Origin of the sequence: Bradyrhizobium sp. AUGA SZCCT0160 (genome assembly GCF_018130105.1) — a bacterium.
GTDB lineage: Bacteria > Pseudomonadota > Alphaproteobacteria > Rhizobiales > Xanthobacteraceae > Bradyrhizobium.
The window spans coordinates 368,423-389,347 of record NZ_JAFCMD010000001.1 but is presented as its reverse complement, the minus strand read 5'-3'; the positions used below and the strand labels follow the sequence as shown (position 1 = coordinate 389,347).

Genomic DNA, 20,925 nt, shown 5'->3' with positions numbered 1-20,925 from the left:
ACCACAGGAGATCATATGAAGGTTCTTGCCATGACACTTGCGTCACTGTCCTTATTTGCGTCATCCATGGCAGTAGCTGACCCGACCAAAGCGCGTGCTGATGTGGCGTCTGTAGCGCCTGCGCTTGAAAAATACCGGCAGGAAACGCTATTCGGCGATCTGTGGAAGCGTCCCGGCCTCAGCGTCCGTGATCGCAGTATCGCAACGCTTGCCGCACTGATTGCGCGCAATCAAACCACCGAGATGCCGGAGTATCTCAGCTTCGCGCTCGATAACGGCGTCAAGCCATCTGAAATCTCCGAAATCGTGACCCATCTGGCATTCTACGCGGGCTGGGGCAACGCGATGCAGGCGGTCGCGGTCGCCAGGGAAGTGTTTGCCGTTCGGAAAATCGCAGCAGAGCAGCTTTCCCCGGCAATGCCAAAACTACTTGCCCTCAACGAAACTGCCGAAGCGGATCGCGCGAAACGCGTTGGCGAGCTTTATGGCGCGGTCTTCCCGGGTGTTACGCAGTACACCACCGATGTCCTCTTCCGCGATCTGTGGCTGCGGCCGGGGCTTGCGCCGCGCGACCGGAGCCTTGTCACGATCAGCTCGCTGGTTGCCTCCGGACAGGTCGCCCAGCTCACCGGCCACGTCACCATAGGGATAAACAACGGGCTGACACAGGCCGAGATCGCAGAAGCCATGACGCATCTCGCCTTTTATGCGGGCTGGCCCAACGTGTTCTCTGCGATGCCGGTGGCCAAGGACGTGTTTGAAAAGCGAGCGCGCTGACGCGTTGCAAGAGAGCTGACATGACAACGACAACAACTGCGCTGCTTGCGGCCGTCGCTTCCGTAGCGATCGGCACATTCGGAGCGGTCTTTGCTCAAACGCAAAGCCAGCCCAAGCGACCTGCCTTTTACATTTCCGAATTCGAGCTCAGCGATCCCGAAGGCATCAAACCCTACAGCCAGCAGGTAGAAGCGACGTTTGCGCCGTTTACTGGCCGCTATATCGTGCGCGGCGGACAAACCGCGTCCCTGGAAGGCGATCAGCCCAAACGCATTGTCATGATCGCCTTCGACAGCATGGCACTGGCACAAGCCTGGTATGACTCGCCGGCCTATCGTGCGATCAGGCCGATCCGTCTTCAATCGGCGAAATCCCGTGTCTATATCGTTGAGGGTGCGCCGGAGGTGCGATGAGCAAAGATACAAGCGCAGAAGCCTGCGTGCGCATCATCATTGGCGACACGTCGATTGAGGCAACCCTGGCCGACAGCGACGCGGCGCGGGATTTCGCATCCCTGTTGCCGCTCACGCTTTCCATGAACGATCTTTTCCGGCGCGAGAAGTTTGCAGCGTTGCCAAGGGCGATTTCCGAACGAGGCAAGCGCACACATGATTACGCGGTGGGGACCATTGGCTATTGGCCTCCCGGGCCGGACGTGGCGATCTTCTATCGCCATGATGGAGAACGCATTCCGGCGCCCGGCCTGATCGTTATTGGCAAGGTCAAGGCGGGAGTGGAAGCTCTCTCTGTGCGAGGCGCGATAAGTGCCACCATCAAACGGTCATGAGTGAAGCGTGTGGGAGGGGTGAACAATGAGCGTCAAGCAATCCCTGATCTTTGGTGTGACGGCCCTGCTGTTGGTGCTGTCGGGAGCGTCCGCCATGAGTGAGGAAAAATCAAAGCAACATATCCAGATCGCCGAAATCGTCGTCGATCCGGCCCAGCTCGATAGCTACAAATCTGCCGTGGCCGAACAGATCGAAGCCGCCATCCGGCTGGAGCCGGGTGTGCTTGTTCTCTATTCGGTATCCAACAAGGATAATCCCAGCCAGATCACGGTGTTCGAGATTTACCGGGACCGCGAAGCTTATCTTGCTCACCTGCAAGCACCTCACTTCCTGAAGTACAAGGCGACCGTCGAGAAGATGGTCAAATCGCTGAAGTTGATCCCGGTGGACCCGGTCGTGCTCGGCAGCCAGGCGAAGTAACAGGCGATGGCTTGCGACTCAGCTTCGGTGCCGTAACGCATCCACTACAAGGTTGAAGGCTGCGGACGACTGTCGGCGGCTGGGATAGAACAGGTGATAACCCGAATATGGTTGGCACCAATCGCCAAGGACGCGCTTCAGGCGGCGGTTCGCCAGATACGTCTCCGCCATCTCTTCGGGAATGTAGGCCAGGCCGTGCCCCGCCAGAGCGGCATTCAGCGTTTGGATTGCGCCGTTGCAGGTCATTTGGCCGTCCACGCGCACCTTCAGCTCCCGGCCGCCTTTCTCAAACTCCCATGCGTACAACCCGCCATGTGAAGGAAGACGCAGATTGATGCAATTGTGGCTGATGAGATCCTGCGGTTTCTTCGGCTCGGGCCGCTTGCGGAAGTAAGACGGCGTTCCGACGACCGCCATGCGCAAATCCGGCCCGATGCGCACCGCGATCATGTCCTTGGCAACCTGCTCGCCGCTTCGTACGCCAGCATCGTAACCATCGGCAACGATATTGCTTAAGCCGTAGTCAACAACGATCTCGACTTTGATGTCGGGATACTTCGGTAGAAGCGAAGCGAGTTTTGGCAACAGGATCGCGTCGGCGGCATATTCCGTCGCGGTGATTCGGATGGTGCCAGCCGGCTTTTCACGCAACTCACGCACCGCTGAGAGCTCGGCGTCGATCTCTTCGAAGCGGGGACCAATGCTTTTCAGCAGGCGCTCACCTGCCTCTGTCGGGGCTACACTGCGGGTGGTGCGGGTAAGAAGCCGCACGCCAAGGCGCGCCTCAAGCTCGCGAATGGTGTGGCTGAGAGAGGATTGCGACACGCCCAACTGCAAGGCGGCCCTCGTGAAGCTGCGTTCCCTGCCAACGACCGAGAAGGCGAGAAGGTCATCGAGGTAGCCGCGCTGCATTTATCGCTCCTCATCATAAGTCCTTTCGGATTATAGCGGCTAGTCGAAAGACACGCACGGCTTATATCCGTGGACGAAACGACGCGTATTCGCGTGGCTGAGCGGGGATGAGCAAATGGAACGGGATTCAACCGGCTTGGAGTTAACGCGCAGGCATCTGCTTCGCCTCGTCGGCGGGTTGGCAGTGCTGGTCGGGTATCCGCCCGCCCTTGCCCAACAGCCAATGCAGCAATCGATGGAAAGGAAAACGGCAATGAAGATTGAGCGCAATGGTTCGCGTCCATCGACAAGAGGGCGCAGGAATATTTCAGCGGCTCGGTCCGCGTCGAACCGGTTTTTCAAGTCGGTGATCCGATGCGGTTGAACGCCGGTAGCGTGACGTTCGAGCCCGGCGCGCGTACCGCATGGCATACGCATCCGCTCGGCCAAACCCTCATCATCACGGCCGGTCTCGGCTGGGTGCAAACCGAGGGCAGCCCGATCGAGGAAGTCCGGCCGGGTGACGTGGTGTGGTTTCCGCCCGGTGAGAAACACTGGCATGGCGCGACGCCCAACACCGCTATGACGCACATTGCCGTTCAGGAAGCTCTCAACGGCATGAATGTCGATTGGATGGAAAAGGTGAGTGACACGCAATACGGAAAATAGCGGTGCCAGGCACGTTGATCTTTATTGCCGCGTGAAACGTATTCCGTGGGAGAAGCTTCAGGCGTTCTTCGATCGGTATCTCGTGGCCGGGGAAGCGCCAACCAAGTGGAGGAGCCGCCGATGATCACAAGAGCACACCCCATGATCGTGGCGACCCTGGCAACGATCGTCGCCATCCTCGGACTGACAGGACCTCTAATGGCAAAGGAGCGCATTCTGATTTCCTCTGAGTGGGGCAAAGTCACTGCCGATCTGGCCGACAACGACGCTGCCAGATCGCTCGTCCGCATGTTGCCGGTTACGATCCAGATGCGCGATCATTTGCGCCAGGAGAAGACCGGCAATCTGCCTGCGCCCCTACAGGAGTCGGTGCGCCAAACACGGTTCTCCAAGGGGACGCTTGGGCTTTGGACTTCGGATCACTTCGTCATCTACTATAGCGATGGTCAGGTTCCTCAGCCCGGGATCATCATCCTTGGACAAGTGGCCGGCGACGTTTCGATGTTCGACCAACCCGGATCCGTCACTGTTCGGATTGAGCGTGCGCAATAGAAGCGGCCCTGCGAGGCTCGATGGGAGCGCGAACATACCGGCTATGTCTATCTCGGCGTTGGTACCCTTCAACAGGAAAGCGATTCATGCGACCGTACATCATCTGCCACATGAGCACGTCGATTGATGGACGCCTGCATCCCAGCCGGTTCACCCGGGCGGCGCCGGGCATTTCGTGGGATGTTCTGCGCGCGTACCACGAGAAGATGCATGAACGCTTCGAGGCTGATGGATGGATCGTTGGCCGCAAAACCATGAGTGAAATGGCCAAGGGAGCCGAACGGAGCATTGCCGAAGCGTCGAAGGTGCAACGTGAAGCGCATCTCGCCGAACGCCATGGCCGCAAGCTCGCCGTCGCTATCGACCCATCGGGCCATGTCCACTACGGCAAGGACAATGTCGGCGGCGACCACGTCGTTGCGGTACTCGGTGAGCAGGTCTCCGACGGTTACCTCGCCGAACTTCGTGAAGATGGTGTTTCATATGTCTTCGCTGGCGAAAAAGGCGATGAGCTGTCACGGGCGATGGAGCAGCTGGCCTCCCTTTTCGGCGCGAGGAGGCTGCTGCTCGAAGGCGGTGGCAGGATCAATGGTGCATTCCTCAAGCACAAGCTTATCGATGAGTTCAGCACACTGATCTTTCCCGCGGTAGATGGCGTTGCCGGCACGCAAAGCATTGTCGATTACAGCGGGCCGGAGGGCGACCGTCCCGGTGCCGGGCAGGCGTTGCGGTTGACTCACTGCGAGGCGCTTGATGGCGGAATGGTCTGGCTACGTCACGCAGTGGAACGCGCGCCCGGGTAATGGATTGCTTCGCTGCGCTTGCAATGACAGCGAGATCGCAGGGTGGGTTAGCCATGGGTCGCGCGAATGCGCGTCCGATGATATATTCCACGTAACCTACCGCCTGGTGAACGAAGATGGTGGGTTACGCTGCGCTAACCCACCCTACGAGTTTTGGCCCTTGATTCCGCTTCTCTCACGCGATTAGCTCCCGCCGAACGTCCGGGAGAATCACATGCCGCGCATTGTTGTTCTTGGTGCTGGATTTGCGGGGCTGTGGGCCGCTCTGGGTGCTGCGCGCAAGCGCGACGAGATCGGTGCGCCGGCGGCGGATGTCGAGATACTGGTCGTCGACCGCAACCCCTACCACAACATCAGGGTTCGCAATTACGAGGTCGACATCGGCGAGGCGGCGATACCGCTTGCCGAAGTGCTCGACCCGGCTGGCGTCGATCACAGGGTTGCCGATGTGAGGGCGGTCGATCCCGCCCGGCAGCAGGTGAGCGTCACGACGAATAGCGGCAGCGAGGTCATCGCATACGATCGGCTGGTACTGACGCTGGGCAGCCAACTCGTGCGCCCGGCGATACCGGGACTGGCGGCCTGTGGCTTCGATGTGGATAGTTATGCGGCGGCCGTCCGGCTGGAGGCGCACCTCGCCGCGTTGGGCGGGCAGGCGGATTCCGAAGGTCGCGCGACGGTGGTCGTCGTCGGCGCGGGCTTTACCGGCATCGAAGTCGCGACCGAGATGCCAGGCAAGCTTGAGAAGGCGGGCCTCACCGGCGAGCGGCGCATTATTCTCGTCGATCCCAATCCCGTTGTTGGTGTGACACTCGGAGAACAAGCGCGCCCGATCGTCGGTGAAGCGCTGGCGGCGCTGGGTGTGGAAACGCGGCTCAACGCAAGGGTCAGGGCGATCGATGCGAATACCGTCACGCTGAGTTCGGGCGAAGTCATCCCGGCGCAGACAGTGGTGTGGTGCGGAGGGATGAAGGCAAGCCCGGTGGCTCAAACGATTGATGTCGAGCGCGATCGGCTGGGCCGCCTCCATGTGGATCAGTTCATGCGCCTCACCGGTGCGACAAACATCTTTGCCGCCGGCGATGTGGCTTCCTGCGTCGTGGACGGCGAACATGCCACCGTGATGTCCTGCCAGTTCGCGAGGCCGATGGGCCGCTTTGCCGGAAACAACGTCGTCGCCGATCTGCTTGGGCAGCCGATGCTTGCCCTTGACATCGATTGGTATGTCACCGTGCTCGATCTCGGCGCCTGGGGCGCGCTGCATACCGTCGGATGGGATCGCCAGCTTCATGCCTCCGGCGCCGCCGCCAAGGCGACCAAGCAGATTATCAACCGGCAGCGGATCTATCCGCCGCGGAGCGGTGTTCGCGCGGATATTCTGGCTGCCGCCGCACCGACGGTGCAGAAGCCTCCGGCCGTGCGCTAGCGCTTTCCTTCGATGGCGATCTCGACCAGATAAGGCCGATTGCTCGCCAAGGCACGCTCCATAACCGCGGCTATGTCACCGGCCTTTTCGACCCTGACGCCTTCGACGCCCATGCCGGCCGCCAGATGCACAAAATCGAGGTCCGGTCCCGTCAGGTCCATCTGCTGATAGGGATGCTGCGTGTCCGCCTCGAAGTTTTGACGCCAGACGTCCACATTGTGCTTGAGGATGCGATACTGCCGGTTTGAAAGAATGACGAACACGATCGCCAGCTTGTGGTGTGCCGCGGTCCATAGCGCCTGAATGCTGTACATCGCTGAGCCGTCGCCGGAGACGGCGACCACCGGGCGATCCGGCATCGCGACCTTCACCCCGATCGCACCGGAAAATCCCTGACCAATGCCGCCGCCGCGCCCGCCGAAATAATCACCGAAGCCGCGATAATCGAACGACCGCGCCAGGTCGAGACTGGCGGTGATGCTTTCATCCACGATGACGACATTGTCAGGCAGGCCGCGCCGGAGTTCGGCCGTCACCCGCGCCATCGAACTCGGCTCGCGGTTCCAGGCTTTCTCCAGCCGCGCCCGGTGCGCCTCCCGGTCGCGGGCGCTCAACTCGGCCAGCGCCTGGTTGCGACGCGCTGCGGCAAGCTTGAATTCGGCGCTTTGCCGCGCGCTCACAATCTTTGCCAGCGAGGCGATGCTGGCCGCCATGTCGCCGACGATGCCGCCATCGAGGCGATGATTGAACGCCAGGCGCTCGGACGATTCCTCGATCTGGACGACGACGGCGCCATCAGGGAAATGGCTGCCTTCCGCATACCAGATGTCCTCGAAGAACGGACCTCCCAGCAGCAAGACGAGATCGGCATCCGACAAGGCTTTGCGAACCTGCGCGGCGTCGGCCGGGAGCGATTGGCGATAGTTCGGATGGCTGGTCGGAAACGGCGCATGGGCGCGCAACCCTTCGAACCAAACCGGCGCGCCGATCGCCTCCGCCAGCGCGACCAGCGCTTGGGAGGCCCCTGATCGGGCGACGTCATCGCCGGCGACGATGGTGGGCCGCCCTGATTTCAAAAGAAGCGAGGCGAATTCCTCGATCCCGGCGGGGTCCGGTTGTGACGAACGCCACAATTTATCTGGTGCGATCGCCTCGACGTCGGTTTCCTGCTCCAGCACGTTGATCGGAAGCGAGACGAAGACCGGTCCCCTGGGTGCATCGGTCGCAACCTTGAAAGCGCGGCGCAGCACGGGCGCGAGCTCATCCGCACGCTCCACCTGCACGCTCCATTTGGTGACCGGCGCCGCCATGGCGACGAGGTCGTGGCCCAGCACCGGGTTGGCCAGTCGCATGCGCGTATCCTGCTGGCCGGCGGTCACGACAACAGGCGAATTGGCCTTGAGCGCGCCGTAGATCGCGCCGATGGCGTTGCCGAGCCCGGGAGCTACGTGGAGATTGGCCACAGCCGCGCGGCCGGTGGCCTGCGCATGGAAACTCGCCGCGCCGACCGCCACGCCCTCATGGAGGGTCATGACATATTCGATCTGCGGATAGCTCACCAGACTGTCCAGCAACGGCGTTTCTGTCGTCCCGGGATTGCCGAAGATGTGGCTCACGCCATTCGACACCAGCGAATCCATCACTACACGCCGTCCGCGCATTACTTGCTCCCTTTCAGGTTCATTTTTCTGGACGATAACACGCAGGCAGCATCGTGAGCGAGCTCCCGGGCGCACATGTGGGTTCGTCGTGGCGCGCTTGTTTTTGGAACTAACCTGGGTCAGGCTGGTTTCGTTTTCTCAACTGGAGAACGCACCGATGAAGCTGTTCGTGACGGCGTTCGCTGCTGCACTTGCAAGCAGCACCTTTGCACTTGCTGACACCCCCGTGACACCGGCCGAGGCCGAGAAAATCAAGGCTGTCCTGGAAGGCCTTGGCTGCACGGGCGGCAAGATGGAAAAGGAAACCGAGGCCAGCAGCTATTTTGAAGTCGATGACGCCAAATGCAGGGATGGGCAGTACGACATCAAGCTCGACAAGGACTTCAAGCTGATCGCAATGACTCGCGACTAAGCCAGGACCAGTCCGCAGCATGTAGGATGGGTTGAGCTCTTCGCGAAACCCATCATTTGCTGCCCGCGAAGAAAAGATGGGTTTCGCGAAGGGCTCAACCCATCCTACGTACTATCTCGCATCAAAGGCCAAGCGTGACCTCGGCCCAGCGCATCACCCTATCGCCGTTGAGAAACTCGATCACGCTGGGCTCGGTCGCCGCCGGCCGGTCGTGGCCGAGCACGGCGGTTGCGGCGATCATGTCGCAGCGTTCGTTGAAGACGACCGATATTGCGGTTTTGCCGGGCGGATTGCGGGCGTTGAGCGTGTAGGCGCGGCTGCGGCCTTTCATCCACGCAATGTTGACCGGACGACCGGCACCGAGCGGCGCAACGTCGCCGACGAGAACAAGATCGCCCATGCGGTCCAGATCTTCATCATCGGCGACGCCGGTCGTGCAATTGCAGAACCCGATCTTGGCACGCAGATAGAGGCTCACCTCGGCGCCGCAGTCAGCCGCCTTGCAGCGGAACGCCTTTCCCTTGCCCCACTGATCGATGGGGAACGGCCAGGCCACCTCGGTCCATACCGGCGCGGTCGCAGTTGCGGCGGCGTGCCGTGGCAGACCGGACCACGCCAACGCCGCCGCGAGTACGCACCCCAGCGAGGCTGCTGCGACGGCGATAGCTACCCTTCTCATTGCACCACCGTTCTGCTCGCTAGTTGCCGGCGAGATAGGTCTTTGCCGCCGCTACCTCGCGCCGCTCCGTGTCGGCGTTCGCCGCGAGCGCCATGAGCTGCTGATAGTTCTGCCGCGCCGCCGCCTTGTCACCGAGCGTGTCGGCCGCCTTGGCAGCCCCGGCGTAGCCCTGGAAGCGGTTCGGCTCCTTGGCCTTGGTGGCCTCGAATGCCACAAGCGCCTCCTTGGCCATGCCGCGATCGAGCAGCATGAAGCCATAGAGCTCGCGCGCCGGTGCCAGCGGACCTGGCGTCACCACATGCTTCTCGGTCAGGTCCTCGGCGTCCGCTGCCGCACTCATGGCCTTGAGAGCCTCGTCGTATTTGCCCTCCGCGTGAAGCACCCAGGCAACGGCGACCTGATGCTGGATGTCGACGATCTGCGACCAGTAATTGTCCTTGGCGTCGCGCAATTTGTCGCGCAATTCCGCGAGCTTCTGGACGTCGGCCTTGGCCGCTTCCGGCTTGCCGGAGCGCGCCGCGCCGATTGCGCGCGCGAAATGCGAGATCGCCATCGCGTAGTTCAGGCCGCTCGGCCTGACCGATAGTTGCGAGGCCGCGTCCCAGTCGCCGCGGTCGATCGCATAGCGGGCTGGCGAGGCCGCCAGCGCGTAGTCGGCGGCCGCGACCGTCGCCTTGAAGTCGGTCTCCTTGATCATGTCGTCTATGACGGCGCGCGCCTGCTGGTCCTGGGCCAGCTGAAGATGGGCATAAACCATGTAATCCTGCGCGTGCAGGTAATTGCCCACCGACTTCTCGGACTTCGCGGCTTTCACGGAGGCGGCGTTGGAGGCGATCGATTCCTTCCAATAGCCGACGCGGGTGTAGATGTGCGACGGCATGTGCTGGGCGTGCGGCGCGGCCGGCGCGATCTTGGCGTAGCGGTTGGCGGCGTCGAGGCCTTTTTGCGCGGTCGCCGGATAGTCGTAGAGGTGGATCAAATAGTGCGTCACGCCCGGATGCTGCGGCAGCCGTACCGACATCGGCTCCAGGATTGCGGCGCCCTTGGACTGCTGCGCGTAGGTCTTGTCCTTCAAATCCGCCGACGTGTTGAGCGTGATGGCGTAGGCAATCTGGGCCTCGTCATCGTCAGGATATTTCGCCGCGATGTCGGCCTGCTTGTCGCGCAGCGCGCGCATGCGCTGGGCATGGGGGATCGTTTCGTGGTCCGCATACATCACCATCATCGCATCGATGTAGTCGCGTTCGCGCTCGGTCTTGGCCCCGATCTCCTTCGCTTTGGTGATCGCGGCGAGGCCGGGCGCAAGATTCGGCCGCGGAATTGCGGCGTGCGGATTGTCCATCATCGTGAGCGCGATGCCCCAATAGGCCATGGCGCATGACGGATCAGCCTTGATGGCCTCCTCGAAGATCTCCTTGGCGTTGGTGTACCAGAACGAGTGCTGATATCGCATCGCGCGATCGAAGCGACGCTGCGCAACATCGTTGCAGGATGTTTTGAAGTTCACGTTGCCGAGCTGCTGATCGACGTCGTCTTGCGCGGCGACCAGCGGCTGAGACGTTGAAAGCATAAGAGCCGCGACGGCGATACCGAATGGAGACTTCCGCATGGATTTCCTCCCCTGGCTCATCTGGCAAGAATGGCTGTACTATACGACTTTCATCCCTTTGCCGTAACACTTTGCCGTAACCACCGCATCATGGCAGCGCAATTGACCTTTCGGGCCCCCTCCCGGGCAATGGGCCTGGATGGGCCTCGGCGAGACGCTGTTGGGCTTCACTCGATCAGCTGATCCGCGAGCACAAGGATTGTCGGCGGGAATGTGAGCCCGAGCGTCCGGGCGACCCTGACGTTGACGATCAGCTCGAACCTCGTCGGCAACTGGATCGGCATCTCCGCCGGCTTCTGGCCCTTGAGAATGTTGTCGACATAGCTTGCAGCGCGACGGAACAGGTCGGCGAGATCGGCGCCATAGCTGAAAAGCGCGCCGGCCCGCGCGATTTCGGCATGTTCGCCGATCACGGCAATGCTCAGGTCTGCCGCGATCCGGCAGATGTCCGCCATCATGGCCACCGTCAGGAAATCGCGGATGATGATCATGGCTGTGCCGCCGTCGTCGGCGAGCTTCTTGATCTGCTCGGTGAGTTGCACGGCGGACGGCGCACTGAGCCCGAGGCGTACCGGCTCGATACCGGCGCTCCTCGCATCCGCCATGGTCTGCGAGCCCCAGGCGCTGAAGGTGGGATCGGTGGCGTTGTGCATCACGCCGAGTTTCTTCAGGCCGGGCAGGATCTCCTTCAGCATTTCGATGCGCTTGGCCGAAATCTCCTCGCCGAACGCCGAGAAGCCGGTCACGGTGCCGCCGGGCCGGGCCAGACTCTGGAACAGTTCGGGGTCGCTCTGCACCGCCGGCAACGCCACCGCGACCACGGGAATATTCGTCTTGCGCACGATGGCCCGCGCCGCGGCCTGGCCCGGCGAAAGAAACACATTCACCGGCAGCGCCACCAGCTCGTCGATCATGGCGTGCCCTCGCGCGACGTCGCCGTTGGCGCTGCGCGCATTGACGATGATGGTGCGTCCTTCGACGTGGCCGAGCCCAACCAGCGCCTTGCGAAAAGCGCCGACCGTCACGTCGTCGACGTCGGCATTGGCAAATCCGACAAAGCCCACGATCGGAATGCGCTGCTGTGCCCGCGCTGCCAGCGGCCAAGAGGCCGCCACGCCGCCGACCAGCCGGATGAACTCGCGTCGCTTCATGGCCGGCCCCGCGCTCGATGGTTTCACCCGATGGTAAGCACTTTTCGGCGGGGGTCCAAGAGCGGCCGGAGCTATCGGGAAAGCGATCTAGATGCCGCGCATCTTGTGATCGGCCCAGTTCTTGAGATCGCGTACCGTCAGTACCTCGAGGAACGGGTTAGCCCTGACAAGTTTCTGGCGCGTGGTTCGACCGGTCGCGTCAGCGGCGGCCATGACGGATGCGGCGTCGGCATGTTCGGCGCCGGACAGCAGAGCCACGGCGCCAGCCGGTCCGGCAAAATAGGCCAGATAAAGCGAACCGGAGGTGAGGGGCAGGCCGCGTTTATTCAGTGTCCTGGCATATTGCTCGAGCAGCCGCGCAATGATCTCCCGCGTAAGTTCGACGTCCTGCCGCAGCTCCAGCAGTTCTTTGTCGCTGCGGCCCTTGATCAGATCGCCGCGATGCTTTCGGATGGCTTCGAGCCAGGTGTCATCGAGAAACTGACCAGCCCCTGTGGCGCTGGAAAGCTTGTTCTTCTTAGTCGCAATTCCCGCCGATTCGACCTTGATGATGCGTTCCACCAGAGCCTTGACGTCGATTGACTCGATTGTCTGCCGGTTTGAATGCGCACTGCGAAAAATGTAGGGGCCTGCGACTGCGGCCAACGCAATCGCCACCGCTAACAAGATGGCGATGATTGCCAAGTTGAACGAATCTCGCGATCTGTCAGGAGCGCCCCGCTCGTCCGGGCGCGGCGGCCTGATTTCGTCCACACGCGCTACCCTCGTTGGCGTAGGAGCGAGGTCGGCCGGTTCGGCGCCGGCCAACACGACATTGAACGAAGGCCATTGCGCTAGGTCTGGCATCGGGAAGACAAGTTCAATGCTTGCAGCAGACCATCGAAAGCGTTCGGACGACACGGCCTGGCCTCGCCGATCGGTTTCGGCCGGGCCATCCTTGCCGCCTTGTTGGGATTTGTGGATTGAGGCCTGGGTCTGTCAGGCTCCGTGTATTTGGGTCGAGGTCGCAACTTTCCGGCAACGTGCTTCTTGCCGCCTGCAGCGCTCCCAACGGTGCCCGGATTGGTTTCTGGAGTTAAGGCCGCCGTCGTAGCCGGCGGCGGTGTTGGTTCGACCGATGAGATCGGCTGAACCGGTGCTTCATGCTGCAAACGGTGGATCTCGCGCCGGTCAGCCGTCTCCAGGGTGTCGCCTGTTACGCTGACGTGGATGGTCACTTGCTCGAACCGATCTGGCGCACTTGTCTTCGTGCGTCGCGGTGTCCCCAGCTCCATGATGGTCAGTGCGCTGAGGCCAACAACGATGAGACCTGCCCTCATCATGATCTACTGTTCCAGGACGAAGATGCTTGCCCCGAGCCGGGGAAATAATCTGCCCAACGTCGCAGAATGATTTCTAAGGTCCAATGCGGCGGGTTAGCGGCAGAATTGACTTGCGCGCAGCAGCGGCGAAGTAAGTCTGACAACAGGGTTAATACGCGGAGGCGCGAGTAGACGCGCGATCGATCCATTGGCCGTGGCAATGATCCAGCCGTTGCCCGGCGTAGATCACCGCGTTCATCTTGGGAACTTAGAGGCGCCGGGGGCGGGCCCGTGTGCTCGGCATGGGGGCACGGCGATGGTGTCGCTGCGCTGAGGCTCAATGAAGGTTGAACAGCTCTCTCACCAGCTGCCCGGAAATGATATTCGCGAACGACAACCTGGTAGGCGGTGCGGCCGGTGCCGGGCTGCTACTCGGGGCCACAGGCGTGTTGGTTTGCGTATGGGGCGACGACGGCTGTCTGGCTGCAGCCTCCTTCACCAGCCTCTTCGTGGCCTTTGGCTTGGTTTTTTCCACGCCGGTAACCGACGCATGAGAAGTTATCGGCGCGTATGATTGTGCTTGCGGGGGCGGCGCGTCCGGTATGGCTTCGGCGGCCGGCGCTGGCGGCGGAACGATCGTCGGAAGGTTGGTATCGATGACGATCCGTTCCGGCGGCTGCTGCAGAGAAGCGATCCGGATGACCGGCCTGTTAACTTCGTCACCGGCCGGCTCCGCCAAAGGTTGCGGAAAGAACCAGTTGGCCACGAACAGCAACACAAGCAACGATGCGCCGACCCAGGCTATGTATCGTCCGAGAGGCATAACCATCTCCGCCACAGAACCTGACGGAGAGCAAACGCCGTAATTCCTGACAGTCCGTAACTGAACGTGGTTACTGCCGGAATTGCTGTTGCCGAGTTCGATCACAAACTTCTGTGATCTACTCGGTGTAGATTTGATGGGAGTTCGGCAGGTCCGGGAATTGACTGCCTGCTACCGATGAACCGGCATACGCGCATACCGCGATGACGAGCGCCCTGATGATCGTGAACATTTGCTGCCTCTTTCTTGTTGGAGGCAGCCTAGGACGGATTCGTTTCGGACGGCTTAGGGAAGGTGGTTTTCACGTCCTTGATCGACTTGGTAAACAGTCTGCTTGCATCGATTTTCCGTTCGCCCAGCCACATCAGGTCGGCGCGGCCTTGATAAGGGGCAAGGCTGCCACAATCGCGACAAAGCTCGATCGCAGTGCACATCATGCCGCCGCAGTGCAGCGGCGCCGCCCGCGCTGCGCCGCATCAGGATCGCTGGCGCTTCTCCTGTCGCGGCGCAGTGGACCGTGGGCCAAGGACTTAGGCCAAGGAGGACTTAGGCCAAGGACTTGGGGCAAATCTGTTCAATGCCAGGTCGGCCTGAACGATTTAGCCACCGCCAGCGCAGCCCACTCGTCGGTTTCCAAAGCAATTTTCTGTGCCAGCATGACGTCGCCGGGCACCAGTGGCTGGTTTGGCACAAAACACCAACCGGCTTTCGGGCGCCCATATTGGTCTAGTTCATGAATATTTGTCGCGGTGCCATAACAGATCCGGTATCGCTTGCCGCTTTGGCAGCCCGTGACCTCGAAATACCCGTATTTGTTGAACTGAACCAGTTGTTCAGGCGATAGCCATGCTTGCAGCAACCTTATGCCGCGCACCTCCCTTTGAGGGCAGCCCAATTCCCGATATTGAGCCCGCAGCAATTGCCAGCGGTTCGCGCTATCCGCCAGCAATTGCCTGATGTTACGGACCGCGTTACGTAGCGTTGTCTGCAACATGAGACGCTAACCGCCGACCAGCCTTGGATAAAACAGGGTTTCTTCGGCTTTCGGATCGAACCTGCGGGTTATCGTCGGATCGCCAGAGGAAGTTCTGATTGCCGCTGTGAAGCCGGCGCCTGTGAGCTGTTCGAAGCGCCTTTCCGCTTCAAGCAACGCCTTCGCGTCGTTCGCATCAAATTCATGGCGGGTATCGCCGGTGTGGTCCATAACGATTTGGGTTGCCATTGCAAACACTCCTTGGGGTTCGCACCATCAGCAAATCTGCAATGGCAGAAGTTCCGAAAAGTTCCAAAGGCTCGCCAAAATACAATTGTCGCCCGCCGGCCGGTTCAGAAATGGGCGATTCATTTTCGAAATGCGGGCAGGGAGCAATTTTCCGCTGCGCTGGTCGAAATTGTTCACATTCCGAACGGGGAGCGGGCCCTCAGGGTAATTCGCGTCGCTTTTGGTGCAAGTAGAGGCTGGGTGGGCGGCTACCCAACTGCTAATGAAATGGGCCTGCCTCCGTCATAGCCATCACCGGCTGGCACACCCGACAGGGTGTCGCTTGACCTCACTACGCACGCTTGAACCTCACTACGCATATGGATGCGAATAATGACCTTGACGACCTATTTGCTGTACCTGGCCGCCGTGGCCGTGTTGGTGCTGTCACCCGGCCCAACCATGCTCACCTGCATGACGACGGCCCTGAACGAAGGCAAGTCAGGCGCGCTGGCGGCCGCGGCTGGCAGCATCAGCGCCGTCCTCGGCGTCATGGCGCTTTCGGCGCTGGGCCTCGGTGCATTGCTCGCGGCATCGGAGCTTGCCTTCACCGTGGTCAAGGTGATCGGGGCGATCTATCTCATTTGGCTCGGCATCAAGACGTTCGGCAACACCGCGGAAGCCGTCGATATCAAGAGCGCTCCGGCGGACAGCGGCCGGCGCTTGCGCTCGCACTATGTCAGGGGCCTCCTGGTCGGGTCGAGCAATCCCAAGGCCATCCTGTTCTTCACCGCGTTCTTCCCGCAGTTCCTCAACCCGGCCGAGCCGTTCGCCGCGCAATATTCCATCCTCGCCCTTACCTTCATCGCATGCGAATTCAGCGTGCTGGCGATGTGCGCCTTCGGCGTTTCCGCGATCGCGCCCGTCCTGCGCTCCAGCTGGCACATGCGCTGGATCAACAAGGTAACAGGTGGGCTGTTCGCGACGATGGGTGGCCTGTTGTTATTCAGCCGGCGTCACGCCTGACAACGAAAATTCGGTGTCAGGCCGTCACTCGGCCGCCTCCGCCAACAGTTCCGTCTGCTCGTGCAGGACAACGCCCGACAGCGGATCGAATTCGCCGAGCCACGGCTTGTGTTCGAGCACCGCCCTTGTGTGGCGATAGCCGGCGTCCCAGCGTTGCAGGATGCCGGATGGGCTGAAGTCGATGTCCTTGGTGTGGTCTTCGCGGGCGAGCTGCGGAGCGAGCAGCCGCACCACATGCATCCGGGTCGGGCAACCATAGCTCGCCAGTTCCTTTGCCGCTTCGCTGTTGCGCTCGGACTCCGGCAGGCGCGCGGCGAGCTGATTGATGACGTGGCGCAGCCGATGCGCCTGCTGCTGGCGCGCGACGTGGCTGGCGATCCGGCTGGAATACTGCACGTCCTTGTGCCGATTCAACACCTCCGCCATCGTGGTCGGCTCGCTACCTGTCGGATTCCAGAGGTGTACGGCGAAGATCAGGGAATTCCGGCGCGGGTTGTCGTCGAACACGGCCTCCGTCGGCGTGTTCGATAGAATGCCGCCGTCCCAATATAACTCACCGTCGATGCGAACGGCCGGGAACGCCGGCGGCAACGCGCCGGACGCCATGATGTGCTTGACGCCGAGCTTGCCATCGCGGCTGTCGAAATAACGCATCTGGCTGGTGCGGACATGCGCCGCGCCGACCGTCAGCCGCGGCCTGCACTGATTGACGAGGTCGAAATCGACCAGTTCGGTCAGCGTGCGCTCCAGCGGCGCGGTCGAGTAATAGCCGGCCTGATCGGCTCCGAGCGGATAGAGGTCGCCGGCATGCGCCAGCGGGTTCGGCCTGAAGAAGCCGGGAATGCCATGGGTCACGGTCGACCAATAGGACAGCTTTTCGTTGAAGCCCGGAAAGATGTCGCGAAGAGGCCAGAGCGTGTTCTGCTCCATCTCCTTCCAGAATTCGCGCAGCCGCGGCAACCGCTTCTGCGGTGAATTGCCGGCGATCAGGCCGGCATTGATGGCGCCGATCGAGGTCCCGATGATCCAGTCCGGCTCGATGCCGGCTTCGTGCAGCGCCTGATAGACGCCGGCCTGATAGGAGCCGAGCGCGCCGCCGCCCTGCAACACCAGCACGACCTGGCCGGGCTCGGATTTCGCGAGCGACTTCAGCGTTGAGAAACCGGCCCGGACGTCGTTCATGTCACGCTCCTTTGCTTGGTTATGTTCGGCACGTCAGTGCGCGGTCCAGCCGCCATCAACCGGCAGCGCGATGCCGGTGATCGATGCCGCGGCGTCGCTGGCGAGGAAGACGGCCAACGCACCCAACTCCTCGACTGTCGCGAAGCGCTTGTTTGGTTGCTGTGCCAGCAGCACGTCATGGATTACCTGATCGCGGGAGATGCCGTGCGCCCTGGCCTGGCCGTCGATCTGCGCTTCAACCAGCGGCGTATAGACGTAGCCCGGACAGATCGCGTTGCATGTGATGCCTTCTTCGGAGGTCTCCAGCGCGGCGACCTTGGTCAGCCCGACGATGCCATGCTTGGCGGCGACATAGGCCGCCTTGAAGGGTGATCCGACCAGTCCATGGGCGGAGGCGATGTTGATGATGCGACCGAACCTGTTCCGACGCATCGCCGGCAGGGCGAGCCGAATGGCGTGAAACGCGGATGACAGATTGATCGACAGGATCGTGTCCCATTTCTCGACCGGAAACCGGTCGATTGGCGCGACATGTTGGATACCGGCATTGTTGACGAGCACATCGAGCCGGCCGTGCCTGGCGATGACAGCCGCGATCATCTCGGCGATCGCCTCCGGCCGAGTCATGTCGGCGGCGGAATAGCTGACCTGGACGCCAAAATCCGCCTCGATCTGGTCTTTGGTCCTGGCGACCTCCGAGGCGACCCCCAGACCGTTCAGCATCACCTCAGATCCGGCCTCGGCGAGTGCCCGCGCTATCCCGAGGCCAATACCGCTGGTTGACCCCGTGACCAGCGAGACCTTCCCGGCGAGCGGCCGCGTGGCCCTGGTATCCCGCGCCTTTACCTGAATGTTCATGACGGTCCCTTTCCTGCGGCCTGATGGGCTGAAACCTGCAGGATGGGCGCCGTATTTTGAAATGCCCTTTGGCTTCCTACACCATAGGCTCCCGCTATCGCGGTTTGAGTGTCATTGGGGGCCTTGATCGGCTAGTCTGCGTGCCAGATAGATCGGGGCAGCACGATCATGGAAATGCATCAGGTACGATACTTCCTCGCCGTCACGCGGACGCTGAATTTCACGCGCGCCGCCGACGAGTGCAACGTCACGCAGCCATCGCTGACGCGGGCGATCAAGCAGCTCGAGGCCGAATTGGGCGGCGACCTGTTCCGCCGGGAACGGCCGGCCGCGCAATTGACCGAGCTCGGCCTGCGGATGCACCCGCTGCTACAGCAATGCTATGACGCCGCCAGCGGCGCGCGCATGCTGGCGTCGTCGTTCAAGAGCGGTGAAATCGGGGCGCTTCGGATTGCGCTCAGCCACTCGGTCGATTTGTCGATTCTGGTGCCGTTTCTCGACCAGATCAGGCGGCAGTTCAGCCAACTCGAATTTCGTTTCTTGCGCGGCAACAGCGAGGAAGTAGGCGAGTATCTGAAGAAGGGCGACGCCGAACTCGGCATCGCTGCCGAACTCGGCGGCGACTGGGACCGGCTGGATACCTGGCCGCTGTTCACCGAGGATTTCGATCTTGTCGTCAGCCGGCGGCATCCGCTGGCGGAGCGCGACACAATCAGTTTCAACGACCTGCGGGCAGAGCAATGGTTGTCGCGAAATTACTGCGAACATTCCGCTTCGCTAAGCCGGTCGCTTCGCGAGCATGGGGTTGCGGTTGATCGCAACCACGAGATTTCGTCGGAGCGCGACCTGATTGAACTCCTGGAAGCCGATATCGGCGTCGCCGTGGTTCCTCACACCGCTTCGCTTCCAACCACGTTGAAACGCGCTCCGGTCGAGGGACTGGAATCGCGCCGCACGGTTCATCTCTATGGTGTCGCCGGGCGTGAGCGCACGGCGGTGGCGTCCGCCGTCATGAGGATGCTGCGCGGTTCGGACTGGCAGCAATTCCTGAGCAGGATCGCCTAAGCTTAGCGATGTCTTAGCGATCCTCGCTGGCGGTTCGAACCGCAACCAGCAGTTCGTCGATCTCCATTCGCTTGCGGAAATCGGGATCGACGAAGCGGGCCTTCACCAGCCCGTCGCGGCCGACCACGAAGGTCGCGGGAATCGGCAGCATGCAGCCGTCATTGCCGTGAAAATCCGACAGGTCCAGATAGGAGAGCAGTTGCTGGATCTCCGTTCCAAGCCAGATCGCAAGATTGAGCGACAATGCATAGCCGTTGTCGAGGTCGGTCAGCACCGGGAAGGGGGCGCCGGCCTCGGATTTGAAGCGCTCGGCGTACTTCTGCGTTTCCGGCATAATCGCGACAATCTGTCCGCCCAGCGCGCTGATCTCGTCCTGAGCCTGCATGATCGCCATCACGTTCAGCCGGCAGTAGGGACACCAATGGCCGCGATAGAACATGACGATGACCGGCCCGTTGCCGATCAGCGATGTCAGGCTGACAAGCCGGCCGGTCTCGTCCGGCAGCATGAACGGCGGCATCACCTCGCCCGGCTGCGGCGCGTTCTCGCCGCCGCCGTTCTCGTGGATTCGCGCGACCAGACGATCGACCGCCTCGCTGTAGGCAGGAAAGAAATCGCGACCGGCGGCGGCATAGGCTTGCAATCGGTTACCGAGCGAACCCTCCATGTCGCGGCAGCGCTGAAAGGCCTGCCGGAGGCGTTCGGCGTTGGCAGGCGAAAGCTGGGTCATGTCGTACTCCGGCCGGTCGGTTTGACTTGATACTATTTTCCAGCGCGGGCTGCCCGCAAGGGGTGGCGCTGACCCATCAGAGGGTGGATTGCCCCGCGTATGAAATGCCGTCGCCCAATGGGTTTGATAGCGGCGGCGTATCGAGCCGGGCACGCATAGCGCCGCGCTATCGAGTCGAGAGCCAACCGGCATTTCATTCCTCAAGTGGTTTCAACGAATGTCGTGACGTAGCCGGCCAGATCATCCGGGCCCCAGGCAACGTAAAGGCAACGTAAAGGCAAACGAGGAGACAACGACATGTCCACATCCAACGTCACATCCCGCACGCGCTGGCACGGCCTCGCGCTTGCCGGCATTTTCGCGGGCTCGCTCGCGACCGCACCGGCGGCTTTCGCCGGCGAATGTCCTGCCGGCAAGATGCAGGCCAATGTCCGCGACAAGGTCGACCACAAGGCGGTCGGCGTCACCGACGTCACGCTCGGCGCGATCAACCTCGAGAAACAGCCGGCCAACATCAGGGATCGCGAACTGCGCTTCCGCAAGCTGACGATCGAGCCCGGCGGCATCGTGCCGTGGCACAGCCATGACGACCGTCCGGCGCTGATCTTCGTGCAGCAGGGCGAAATCGTCGAATACGCCAGCAACTGCGCCGAACCGATCGTGCACAAGGCCGGCGAGATCAGACCCGAAGTCGCCGGCGTGTCGCACTGGTGGAAGAATCTCGGCAAAGAGACGGTCATTCTCTATGTCGGCGACGTTCGCAAGGATCCGCATGACCACCACATGTAACCGGATGTAACGCGCGCTTCCGGCGCCCGTTGCCGATGTGACGTCCTGGGATCCCCCGTGTTGCCCCGCACGCCCAGGCGTCACATCCCTTCCATCACCCAGCGAGACGCGC

23 protein-coding genes and 1 pseudogene are annotated in these 20,925 nt (G+C 61.7%); 12 read left to right on the top strand and 12 right to left on the bottom strand.

What is annotated here, in order from left to right; genetic code table 11:
* Window positions 1-15: 15 nt before the first annotated feature.
* The 4 genes from JQ558_RS01935 to JQ558_RS01920 are packed head-to-tail and all read left to right on the top strand — an operon-like array spanning window position 16 to window position 1,985.
* The gene (locus JQ558_RS01935) at window positions 16-777 is read left to right on the top strand and encodes a carboxymuconolactone decarboxylase family protein (RefSeq protein WP_212292680.1); all 762 of its coding nucleotides are present in this window, start codon (window positions 16-18) and stop codon (window positions 775-777) included.
* Window positions 778-797: 20 nt separating this feature from the next.
* Window positions 798-1,190 (top strand): DUF1330 domain-containing protein, encoded by a 393-nt coding sequence (locus JQ558_RS01930; protein ID WP_212271945.1) that lies wholly within the window; start codon window positions 798-800, stop codon window positions 1,188-1,190.
* Window positions 1,187-1,564, top strand: coding sequence for a cyclophilin-like fold protein (locus JQ558_RS01925; RefSeq protein ID WP_212206915.1), 378 nt, complete (start codon window positions 1,187-1,189; stop codon window positions 1,562-1,564). The genes JQ558_RS01930 and JQ558_RS01925 overlap by 4 nt, the downstream gene beginning before the upstream one ends.
* 25 nt (window positions 1,565-1,589) lie before the next feature.
* Window positions 1,590-1,985, top strand: a complete 396-nt coding sequence (locus tag JQ558_RS01920; RefSeq protein ID WP_249119351.1) for a putative quinol monooxygenase — start codon at window positions 1,590-1,592, stop codon at window positions 1,983-1,985.
* Window positions 1,986-2,003: 18 nt separating this feature from the next.
* Here JQ558_RS01920 and JQ558_RS01915 read toward each other — a convergent pair whose 3' ends face one another.
* The gene (locus JQ558_RS01915) at window positions 2,004-2,897 is read right to left on the bottom strand and encodes a LysR family transcriptional regulator (RefSeq protein ID WP_212292679.1); all 894 of its coding nucleotides are present in this window, start codon (window positions 2,895-2,897) and stop codon (window positions 2,004-2,006) included.
* A gap of 253 nt (window positions 2,898-3,150) precedes the next feature.
* On the opposite strand from JQ558_RS01915, the pseudogene JQ558_RS01910 reads away from it, so the two are divergent.
* The 4 genes and pseudogenes from JQ558_RS01910 to JQ558_RS01895 all read left to right on the top strand — a co-directional run bounded on the left by JQ558_RS01910 (window position 3,151) and on the right by JQ558_RS01895 (window position 6,326).
* Window positions 3,151-3,545, top strand: a pseudogene (locus tag JQ558_RS01910) (cupin domain-containing protein).
* Window positions 3,546-3,686: 141 nt separating this feature from the next.
* Window positions 3,687-4,097: a cyclophilin-like fold protein gene (locus JQ558_RS01905; protein WP_212292678.1), complete on the top strand. Its 411-nt coding sequence runs from the start codon at window positions 3,687-3,689 to the stop codon at window positions 4,095-4,097.
* 86 nt (window positions 4,098-4,183) lie between these two features.
* Complete coding sequence (locus tag JQ558_RS01900) at window positions 4,184-4,900, top strand: dihydrofolate reductase family protein (RefSeq protein ID WP_212292677.1); 717 nt, start codon at window positions 4,184-4,186, stop codon at window positions 4,898-4,900.
* Between the two features lie 214 nt (window positions 4,901-5,114).
* The gene (locus JQ558_RS01895; RefSeq protein ID WP_212292676.1) at window positions 5,115-6,326 is read left to right on the top strand and encodes an NAD(P)/FAD-dependent oxidoreductase; all 1,212 of its coding nucleotides are present in this window, start codon (window positions 5,115-5,117) and stop codon (window positions 6,324-6,326) included.
* Here the strand turns inward: JQ558_RS01895 and JQ558_RS01890 are convergent.
* Window positions 6,323-7,987 (bottom strand): thiamine pyrophosphate-binding protein, encoded by a 1,665-nt coding sequence (locus tag JQ558_RS01890; RefSeq protein WP_212292675.1) that lies wholly within the window; start codon window positions 7,985-7,987, stop codon window positions 6,323-6,325. The two genes, JQ558_RS01895 and JQ558_RS01890, sit on opposite strands and share 4 nt — an antisense overlap.
* 157 nt (window positions 7,988-8,144) lie before the next feature.
* Here JQ558_RS01890 and JQ558_RS01885 point away from each other — a divergent pair, with 157 nt between their 5' ends.
* Window positions 8,145-8,399 carry a hypothetical protein gene (locus JQ558_RS01885; protein WP_212206922.1) on the top strand — a complete coding sequence of 85 codons (255 nt, stop codon included), beginning with the start codon at window positions 8,145-8,147 and terminating at the stop codon, window positions 8,397-8,399.
* A gap of 121 nt (window positions 8,400-8,520) precedes the next feature.
* Here JQ558_RS01885 and JQ558_RS01880 read toward each other — a convergent pair whose 3' ends face one another.
* From JQ558_RS01880 to JQ558_RS01850, 7 genes are all read right to left on the bottom strand, one after another.
* Window positions 8,521-9,078, bottom strand: a complete 558-nt coding sequence (locus JQ558_RS01880) for a hypothetical protein (protein WP_212271940.1) — start codon at window positions 9,076-9,078, stop codon at window positions 8,521-8,523.
* A 19-nt stretch (window positions 9,079-9,097) separates the two neighbouring features.
* Complete coding sequence (locus tag JQ558_RS01875; protein WP_212292674.1) at window positions 9,098-10,687, bottom strand: M48 family metallopeptidase; 1,590 nt, start codon at window positions 10,685-10,687, stop codon at window positions 9,098-9,100.
* A 167-nt stretch (window positions 10,688-10,854) separates the two neighbouring features.
* Window positions 10,855-11,838: an ABC transporter substrate-binding protein gene (locus JQ558_RS01870; RefSeq protein WP_212292673.1), complete on the bottom strand. Its 984-nt coding sequence runs from the start codon at window positions 11,836-11,838 to the stop codon at window positions 10,855-10,857.
* Window positions 11,839-11,925: 87 nt separating this feature from the next.
* A complete protein-coding gene (locus tag JQ558_RS01865) occupies window positions 11,926-12,738 on the bottom strand; it encodes a lytic transglycosylase domain-containing protein (protein ID WP_312014940.1) in 813 nt (270 codons plus the stop codon).
* Between the two features lie 738 nt (window positions 12,739-13,476).
* Entirely contained in the window at window positions 13,477-13,962 is a 486-nt protein-coding gene (locus JQ558_RS01860) for a hypothetical protein (RefSeq protein ID WP_212206927.1), read from the bottom strand.
* 574 nt (window positions 13,963-14,536) lie between these two features.
* Window positions 14,537-14,956, bottom strand: a complete 420-nt coding sequence (locus JQ558_RS01855; protein WP_249119352.1) for a hypothetical protein — start codon at window positions 14,954-14,956, stop codon at window positions 14,537-14,539.
* 6 nt (window positions 14,957-14,962) lie between these two features.
* Window positions 14,963-15,184: a hypothetical protein gene (locus JQ558_RS01850; protein WP_212206928.1), complete on the bottom strand. Its 222-nt coding sequence runs from the start codon at window positions 15,182-15,184 to the stop codon at window positions 14,963-14,965.
* A gap of 372 nt (window positions 15,185-15,556) precedes the next feature.
* On the opposite strand from JQ558_RS01850, the gene JQ558_RS01845 reads away from it, so the two are divergent.
* Window positions 15,557-16,189 carry a LysE family translocator gene (locus JQ558_RS01845; protein ID WP_212292672.1) on the top strand — a complete coding sequence of 211 codons (633 nt, stop codon included), beginning with the start codon at window positions 15,557-15,559 and terminating at the stop codon, window positions 16,187-16,189.
* 24 nt (window positions 16,190-16,213) lie between these two features.
* Here JQ558_RS01845 and JQ558_RS01840 read toward each other — a convergent pair whose 3' ends face one another.
* Window positions 16,214-17,371 carry a patatin-like phospholipase family protein gene (locus JQ558_RS01840; RefSeq protein WP_212292671.1) on the bottom strand — a complete coding sequence of 386 codons (1,158 nt, stop codon included), beginning with the start codon at window positions 17,369-17,371 and terminating at the stop codon, window positions 16,214-16,216.
* Between the two features lie 33 nt (window positions 17,372-17,404).
* Window positions 17,405-18,229 carry a 3-hydroxybutyrate dehydrogenase gene (locus JQ558_RS01835; protein WP_212292670.1) on the bottom strand — a complete coding sequence of 275 codons (825 nt, stop codon included), beginning with the start codon at window positions 18,227-18,229 and terminating at the stop codon, window positions 17,405-17,407.
* Between the two features lie 168 nt (window positions 18,230-18,397).
* On the opposite strand from JQ558_RS01835, the gene JQ558_RS01830 reads away from it, so the two are divergent.
* Window positions 18,398-19,294 (top strand): LysR family transcriptional regulator, encoded by an 897-nt coding sequence (locus tag JQ558_RS01830; protein ID WP_212206932.1) that lies wholly within the window; start codon window positions 18,398-18,400, stop codon window positions 19,292-19,294.
* Between the two features lie 13 nt (window positions 19,295-19,307).
* Here JQ558_RS01830 and JQ558_RS01825 read toward each other — a convergent pair whose 3' ends face one another.
* Window positions 19,308-20,024, bottom strand: coding sequence for a peroxiredoxin-like family protein (locus tag JQ558_RS01825; protein ID WP_212206933.1), 717 nt, complete (start codon window positions 20,022-20,024; stop codon window positions 19,308-19,310).
* 297 nt (window positions 20,025-20,321) lie between these two features.
* On the opposite strand from JQ558_RS01825, the gene JQ558_RS01820 reads away from it, so the two are divergent.
* Window positions 20,322-20,813 (top strand): cupin domain-containing protein, encoded by a 492-nt coding sequence (locus tag JQ558_RS01820; protein ID WP_212206934.1) that lies wholly within the window; start codon window positions 20,322-20,324, stop codon window positions 20,811-20,813.
* Window positions 20,814-20,925: the final 112 nt, after the last annotated feature.